The sequence below is a fragment of the Kamptonema sp. UHCC 0994 genome (assembly GCF_029167235.1).
Taxonomy (GTDB): Bacteria; Cyanobacteriota; Cyanobacteriia; order Cyanobacteriales; family Microcoleaceae; genus Kamptonema.
Genome location: NZ_JARFTR010000079.1, coordinates 49064 through 56772 on the forward strand (window position 1 = coordinate 49064; position 7709 = coordinate 56772).

Annotated in this window: 6 protein-coding genes; 3 read left to right on the top strand and 3 right to left on the bottom strand. The window is 43.1% G+C overall.

Translation table 11 applies throughout. The features are described from left to right. Nucleotides 1–302: 302 nt before the first annotated feature. Entirely contained in the window at nt 303–2804 is a 2502-nt protein-coding gene (locus tag PY364_RS07990) for a VIT domain-containing protein (RefSeq protein ID WP_275521709.1), read from the bottom strand. 359 nt (nt 2805–3163) lie between these two features. Between PY364_RS07990 and PY364_RS07995 the strand changes: the two genes are divergently transcribed. The 3 genes from PY364_RS07995 (at nt 3164) to PY364_RS08005 (ending at nt 6300) form a co-directional block, all read left to right on the top strand. Continuing rightward, a complete protein-coding gene (locus tag PY364_RS07995) occupies nt 3164–3601 on the top strand; it encodes a hypothetical protein (protein ID WP_275521710.1) in 438 nt (145 codons plus the stop codon). Nucleotides 3602–3978: 377 nt separating this feature from the next. Next, a complete protein-coding gene (locus PY364_RS08000; protein ID WP_275521711.1) occupies nt 3979–5688 on the top strand; it encodes a CTP synthase in 1710 nt (569 codons plus the stop codon). A 189-nt stretch (nt 5689–5877) separates the two neighbouring features. Beyond that, nucleotides 5878–6300: a hypothetical protein gene (locus PY364_RS08005; RefSeq protein WP_275521712.1), complete on the top strand. Its 423-nt coding sequence runs from the start codon at nt 5878–5880 to the stop codon at nt 6298–6300. A 122-nt stretch (nt 6301–6422) separates the two neighbouring features. Here the strand turns inward: PY364_RS08005 and PY364_RS08010 are convergent, their stop codons facing one another. Together PY364_RS08010 and PY364_RS08015 are read right to left on the bottom strand one after the other, a co-directional pair. Further along, complete coding sequence (locus tag PY364_RS08010; RefSeq protein ID WP_275521714.1) at nt 6423–7307, bottom strand: ROK family protein; 885 nt, start codon at nt 7305–7307, stop codon at nt 6423–6425. A gap of 282 nt (nt 7308–7589) precedes the next feature. Next, nucleotides 7590–7709: photosystem II protein D1 (locus tag PY364_RS08015; protein ID WP_275519719.1), on the bottom strand; the 120-nt coding region annotated here is incomplete at its 5' end.

The window sequence follows — 7709 nt, forward strand, 5'->3', positions numbered from 1 at the left end:
ACTCCAAATTTCTTGAGCTTTGACTACTATTCTATAACAAGTGGTAAAATTAGATGCGTCCTAAGCTATAGCATAATATGGAAAACGATTTACTTTCCTTAATTGCAGGTATGAGTTTATTAGTTATCTATCTCATCTTCTCAGCCATGACTGAAATGGGAACCAAGTTGCCTTGGAAAAAATAATAATAAACAAAGGTATGTAGTTGCGCTTCAGCGCTCTTTTGTCTGCCTCAAGAGCGCTGAAGCGCAACTACATACCTAATCGCCGGAATATTTGAGAATATCTCAGCTTTATTGTCTTTAATTGGGTATAGGAACAATTCGCAACTTAATACGAATAGTCCCACGCAATCCCGCAGGAGATGACCAAGAAAAGAGCGATCGCTTCAAAGTATCAACAACATCTTTCTGTTGCAGCGTCGAAGCTTTATCATCTAAGACAATGCGATCGACACGCCCATCTTTAACGAATAACTCCAAGACGATATCGCCGCCAACTCCGTTAACTAAATTTATCGCTTTGAGGTGTTGAGTTAGAGATGCGATCGCACCTCCATCCAATCCCTCAACAGTTACCACCTCTACGTTAGAAGTAGGGGGGGCATTTCTCATCTCTCGTATGGGAGAAATGGGTAGGGAACTAGGATAAGGTGCAGGCGCAGCCAAACTCCGCACTCCTCCGCCTCTAGTTACTTCCGCCTCCTGCTGCGGCTCAAGAATTGCGTCATAGCTAACGCCCTCTGGCAATTCTACGGGGACTTGGACGCGGCGACGAGTTCCATCTGGTTCTACCCGCACCTCTTCGCTGACGGCGACAAAAGCCGTATATTGGGACAGCAAGCGATAGGTGAGGGCGGTATTCGTAACAGCATCCACCAGAGATTTAGTCTCGCCGCCAAACATTTGACTCATCAATTCTTTAATTCTAGAACGTCCCCAGAGTTGCGCGATCGCGGGATTGCCAAAATCTGCGATCGCACTTGGTGGATTTGACTCCCGCTGGCGAAGTTCCATAGCCGCCATAAAATTAACTGGCACGATCTTTTCATAGCGTTTGCCTCCTGCAACAGTCCCAGTAATGCGGATTTGACCGTTAGCGCGATCGCTCTTTTTCCCAAACAAAACTAACGGCTGATTAGCAAATAAATCTGGTGCAACTAGAGGATAAATCTCTGGTTTTTCCCCTCCCCCTTCCCAAACCATTTCAATATTCGTCAACACCGGATTATTAATTTCTGTCAAAAACTTTTCGACTAAATCTTGGGTTGGTTCATCTTGACGAATTACAATAGATGTGCCTCTTCCCACTTCCGCCAAACGGTTGAGTAAAAACCGATTTACCGAACTACCAACCCCGAAACTGTACAGTCTATTTCCTGGTTTTAAACTTCGTTGTACTTGGGAAATTACCTCATTTTCATTGCCAATATAGCCATCTGTAATTAAGACAACGCTCCGCAATCTTCCTGACTCAGCAGCGGGAAAGTTCATCACTGCTTGAACGCCATTTAGCAACTCTGTACCGCCATTAGCTTGTAATTGATCGATGTAAGCTAAAGCCTTTTGCCGATTTTCTGCTGTATTTGCCAGAGGTGCAACGGAAAGCGCTTTGGCAGTATTAGCAAAATCAATAATCGTAAAGGTATCATTAGGATTTAGCCCGTTAATAAAGCGGCGCATCAATTCCTTAGATTTAACTAAAGGTTCGCCTTGCTGAGAGCCGGAAGTATCCATTAAGAATACAACATCTTTCGGCACAATTTCATTACTTTTGTACTGCAAAGCAGGAATTAGATACAGGGCAAAATGTCCCCCTCTTTTGTCAGCTTGAGTCAGCACAGTTGCCTGAGTTTGAGTACCAGCCACTCGATAGCGCAAAATCAAATCTTTATTAGGGATTGTATCTAAATTCCCCAGTTGAACGCGGACTGTATTACCAATCGCAGCAGTTTCAATTTTATGAGAAGTAGAGCGGACATTACTAATAGGTAAACCCGCATCAATTTCGACAAAAACGCCGATGTCATGTCCCGAACGAGTGTTTGGAGGAAGTATGGGCGGGTTAATTCGGGAAGCATCGGGAACGCGATCCGTGTTAATTTCTGAATTGGGGGATTTAGGAGGAATTGGTGTCCCTGGAATGTAGCGCGGCCCTACTACCATTGGGAACACAAATTCATAGTCGCCGCCTTCAAATTTGAGGGAATCTGTGTAGCGAATCGTAACTTCTATTTGTTCCCCTGGCTTGATATTGGCAAGAGATTGAGTAAAAATATTATCTCGTTCTTGTTCTAAAAGTCCAGCAGTGCGACCTTGTTGCTTGGCACGTTCGTAAATTTCTTGAGCTTCTTCGCGGCGTTTGATATCAGCTTTAACTATCCGCGCACCTATTTTAATCTCCATATCGTCTACCGCTGCACCATCGGGCAAGGGAAAGATATAAACTGCTTCTAGAGGTTCATTAAAAGGATTTTCAAACTTCTGAGAAACTTCGACGCGGGAAATATTGCCGGCAATTTTTGCCTTAACTTCTGTATGCTTGAGAGGAAAAACTTGTTCTGTTTTGCCAGGAGTTTCGACGTACAAGCCGCTGGGTTGACATCTAGGTTCAGATGAGCTGTTAAAAGAGCAGTTAGCTTCAGCTCTAGCGAGGCGGATAGGGGGTTGAGTGGGAGAATGGCCAGACATAGGGAGAAAATTTGGCTTGTAGTCTGTTGCCCGCGAGCCTTGGCCCATGCCAGTGATGAGTGCGATGCCTACGGAAAGCAACCCTTGGACTGGGAAAATAGGGGCGAACTTCATAGCAGTTTCTATAGCAGATGTGACAGCGTTAGGTCTGCATACCATGACCCCGGCAACAGAAAAACGTTCCTGACCAATAGAGAGGTAAAGTTACAGTAGCGATCGCGTGCTTGGTAAAGCCTATGACCACCCCTATTTCTGTCCCCCTGATTCGGTTGGCATTGTCGATGTGTAAGTCCTATTGTCTAGGAAAATTAGCCGAGATTATAATCATAGCAAATTTTTGCAAAAAATAGTTGACTTTTGCTCCTTAATTCCTTATTCTAAAAAGTAAGCTTTTTTGAGTGCATAAGTGTCTTAATGGTGCTGTGCTACAAATTAGAAAAGTTAAAATTTACCAATTTTTCTAAAATTTACTCATGGACATCAAAAATCTAGGCAATCCGATACAGGGTGCGAAAGATAAAGCACAAGGAGCTACAGGCAAACTCACTGAACAAGTTGCAGGAATTTCGGCTGCTGCTCAAGAACAATTTAATGCCATTCTGGAAGAATATCAAAAAGTTTTGCCGATGGCAGAAAGTCTGGGTTTAACTGTGGAGAGTTTTAAACTAGAAATGGGACTTGTACCTGAGATTAGAACCACTCTATCTGGTTCGGTTGAACGGATCGATAAAGAAGCGGTACAAAAACTGATAGCAGATCATCCCAGCAACAAACTTTTGGGGACAATTCTCAACGCCTTACTCATTACTAAGGATCTACAACAAAAATTGAATCTCAAAGCCCTTAAGGGGATTGCGGTTGATATTAAGCTGGGTATTTCTCCTAATGTATCTGTACATTTAACGCCTTAAACAGTTAACAGTTAATAGTTAACAGTTAACAGTTAACAAAAATTTGTAAGATGGGTTTCGCTTCTCTTCACCCATCCTACAAATTGGGTGAGGTTCCCCAGTCCCCACTGGTGTCAAATTAAACTGAAACACTGCCAGGGGTTAAAACCCCTGTCTCAAAGATTAAATCCTCTAAAGAGGATTAAAGAACTCATTAGTCCTCTGAAGAGGACTTAAGCTATAAGAGGGGGGTTTTAAGCCCTGTCAGAATGAGGGTTTGATATTAAGTTGACACCAATACCCAGTCTCCAGTCCCCGCTAGACAATTTCCAATTTTGGCTTTTAGATTTTAGAGTGGGAGTTGGATAGAAAAATCTAAAGTTGAAAGCTAAAATCCTATGACCAAGTTTGTGTTTGTGACTGGTGGGGTCGTTTCCAGCATTGGCAAGGGGATTGTCGCTGCTTCCTTGGGCCGTTTGCTGAAGTCGCGGGATTATTCTGTCTCGATTCTGAAGCTAGACCCCTATCTGAATGTCGATCCGGGAACTATGAGCCCGTTTCAACATGGTGAAGTGTTCGTGACTGATGATGGCGCGGAAACGGATTTGGACTTGGGACACTATGAACGGTTTACAGATACGTCGATATCGCGTCTGAACAGCGTCACTCAAGGTCAATGCTATCAGGCGGTGATTAATAAGGAACGCCGGGGAGATTATCACGGCGGGACGGTACAGGTGATTCCGCACATTACGAATGAGATTAAGGAACGCATTCACCGGGTGGCGAAGAATACGAATCCCGATGTGGTAATTACTGAGATTGGCGGTACGGTGGGGGATATTGAGTCGCAACCGTTTTTGGAGGCGATTCGGCAGTTCCGCAGGGATGTAGGACGCAAAAATGTGATTTATATTCATGTAACGCTGGTTCCTTGGATTGCGGCGGCGGGGGAGATGAAAACTAAGCCGACTCAGCACTCGGTGGGAAGTTTGCGATCGATTGGGATTCAACCTGATATTTTGGTTTGTAGATGCGATCGCCCTTTGCAACCGGGGATGAAGGAGAAGTTGTCAACTTTCTGTGACGTACAAGAAAAGTGCGTGATCACTTCTCACGATGCAAAAAGTATTTATGAAGTACCGCTGATGCTGGAAAGGGAAGGGTTGGCGGAACAAGCTTTAGATTTGTTGCAATTAGAACAACGACAACCCGATTTGACTCAGTGGGAGACTTTGGTAAATCGGATGTATAGTCCGACTCAGACAATTGATATTGCGATCGTTGGGAAATATGTCAGGTTAAGCGATGCTTACCTATCGGTAGTAGAAGCTTTGCGACACGCTGCGATCGCGATCGGCAGTGACATCAATTTACACTGGATCAACTCTGAAGATTTAGAATCAGGAGAGATCGAAAGCTATTTCGATGGTATCAATGGCATTGTCGTACCCGGCGGCTTTGGGATTCGAGGAGTTGATGGTAAAATAGCAGCGATCGAATACGCTAAACGCAAGCAAATTCCATTTTTAGGATTGTGTCTGGGAATGCAATGTGCAGTGATTGAGTGGGCACGAACCATCGGCGGGTTGGAAGATGCCAATAGCGCTGAATTTGACTCGAATACTGCTAATCCGGTGATTAATTTATTACCGGAACAGCAAGATGTCGTCGATTTAGGTGGTACGATGCGTCTTGGTTTGTATCCTTGCCGGTTAAATGCTGATACTCTTGCTTTCAAACTCTATCAGCAGGAAGTAATTTATGAGCGTCATCGTCATCGATATGAATTTAATAATGCCTACCGTAATCTTTTTTTAGAAACAGGCTATGTCATCAGTGGTACATCTCCCGACGGTCGCTTAGTAGAGATTATTGAATTGCCAAAACATCCCTTTTTCATTGCTACCCAATTCCATCCAGAATTCCAGTCTAGACCTTCCACCCCCCATCCCTTGTTTAAAGGGTTTGTTGAGGCCGCAAGTGAATCACGAAATGGCAAAATAGAAGAGGTTGTCGCCATAGATGGTATAGTCTCTGGGAAAGATATAGGAATTGAGGGTACGAACCCTGAGTCAATCCTACATTTACCTGCTGAGGTGTCTTAGCTATTAGTTGTCACCCCTCAGCCATTGGTAATTAGTATAAACTAAATACTAATGGCTGACGACCGCGAATAGTCTTCACCCTGATGTCAATGGCTAAACGAAATTTTCTAACCCACTTCTGTGTTTTACTTGGTTTTGAGTTACATGAGCTATTTGAAATGCCAGAACTCACAGCTTTGAGGAGGTCTTGTGGGCTACTGGGTTAAAATAAATTATGAACGCGGCATATACCTAATCGATCTTGAGAGTATTAGTGCGTTTTCTAGTGAAATTGACAATAAGCGGATTACGTTTTGGTTGCCGAATAGCAGTCAGCCAATTATTTTGATTCCTCAAAATAATTTAGATGCTTATAAGCAAGTTCTGGAATACGTTAAAAAAACTACTGAAAAAAGTTCTAAAGGTTGGTGGGTTTCAATTAATTATGACCGCAAGGAATTTTTTATTGATTTGACTAGAATTACTACATTTGTATGGGAACCTAACGGTAGATTATCTTTTTGGTTGCCTGATAGTTCAACTAATCTTGTAATTAACCCACAAACTAGCGGGGAAGCTTATCAAAAAATTAACGATTTCATCCAAAAAACAACTGGTCATTCTATGCCTTAATGAAGGAAGAAGGAAGAAGGAAGAAGGAAGAGAGGAGACTAGGAGAGGGCGAGAATTTTTCACCAATCACCAATCACCAATCACCAATTACCAATTACCAATTACCAATTACCAATTACCAATTACCAATTACCAATTGCTAATTTTGCTGCCCCGACAATTCCAGCTTGATTACCTAATTCTGCGATTAATATCTGCAAACCTTCGCGGGAACTGGGGAGGACTCGTTGTTCAATTTCGGCTTTGACTGTTGGCAAGAAATATTCAGCACCGGCACCGATCCCGCCGCCAATAATAATTGCTTCTGGTGTTAAAATGTAGATAAAATTTGCTAAACCTGCACCAAGATATCGCCCGTATTTTTGCCAATATTCTAATGCTTTAGCATCTCCTGCCTTCGCTAAATTTGCTACTTCTAATGGTTCTAAACCCGTGTCGCGGCGAATTCCTTGAACGGAAATGTATTGTTCTAAAGAGCCACGATTACCACTATTACATTCTGGGCCATCAGGATTGATAGTGATTAATCCTAATTCTCCGGCGGTTCCTGTATGACCGACAAATAGTTTACCATCTTGGATAATTGCACCACCTACGCCAGTTCCTAATGTTAGCAAAATTAGGTTCTTAAAGTTGCGACCGGCACCCAACCAAGCTTCTCCTAATCCTGCACAGTTTGCATCATTTCCTAATACTGTCCGTAAGCCTGTTTTGGCTTCTAACCAATCAGCTAAGGGGACATCGTGCCAGTTTTTGAGGTTAATTGCTACTCTAGCTATGCGGCCTGTTGCGTCTGCGGGGCCGGGGATACCTACACCGATTGCTTTTACAGAGTTAGCAGTTGGGTTGAGTTGGGTAATTGCGCCTGCAATTGCAGCTAAAACTGCTTCTGGTGTCGCAGGTTGTGGGGTGGGAACTGTTAAAGATTGGTGACAAGTCCCGTCTTCGCTGAATCTGCCTAGTTTAATTGCTGTGCCGCCTAAGTCAATGCCGATTACCTGTTTCATCATTGGTTAGTTGTTAGTTGTTGCTTGTTAGTTTATTGTAATTCTTTAATTGATTTGGTTGTATAATTAATAATAGTTATGGTGAAAGTGACATTATTAATCAAAAAATATAAGGCGATCGGCGATAGTTTGACAGCGCCATCTCTTATATTGATAAATATCGTACCAAAGTTGAAGGCGTATTTTCATCCCTGAAATTGTTTTTTCTACTGTTTTGTCTACTTTCCCCAACAAAAAACGCTCTCATTTCTGAGAGCGTCTTTTGTAATCAACAACTAAAACCTAGCCATTGATAGCAGGAGCAACCAAAGCCACTGGGGTAGACTCACCAGCAGCCAAGTCGAGAGGGAAGTTGTGAGCATTACGCTCGTGCATTACTTCCATACCCAAGTTAGCCCGGTT

Excerpts from the sequence above, each read along its gene's own strand:
- PY364_RS07990 (WP_275521709.1), bottom strand. The coding sequence starts at position 2,804 with ATGAAGTTCGCCCCTATTTTCCCAGTCCAAGGGTTGCTTTCCGTAGGC.
- PY364_RS07995 (WP_275521710.1), top strand. The coding sequence starts at position 3,164 with ATGGACATCAAAAATCTAGGCAATCCGATACAGGGTGCGAAAGATAAA.
- PY364_RS08000 (WP_275521711.1), top strand. The coding sequence starts at position 3,979 with ATGACCAAGTTTGTGTTTGTGACTGGTGGGGTCGTTTCCAGCATTGGC.
- PY364_RS08010 (WP_275521714.1), bottom strand. The coding sequence starts at position 7,307 with ATGAAACAGGTAATCGGCATTGACTTAGGCGGCACAGCAATTAAACTA.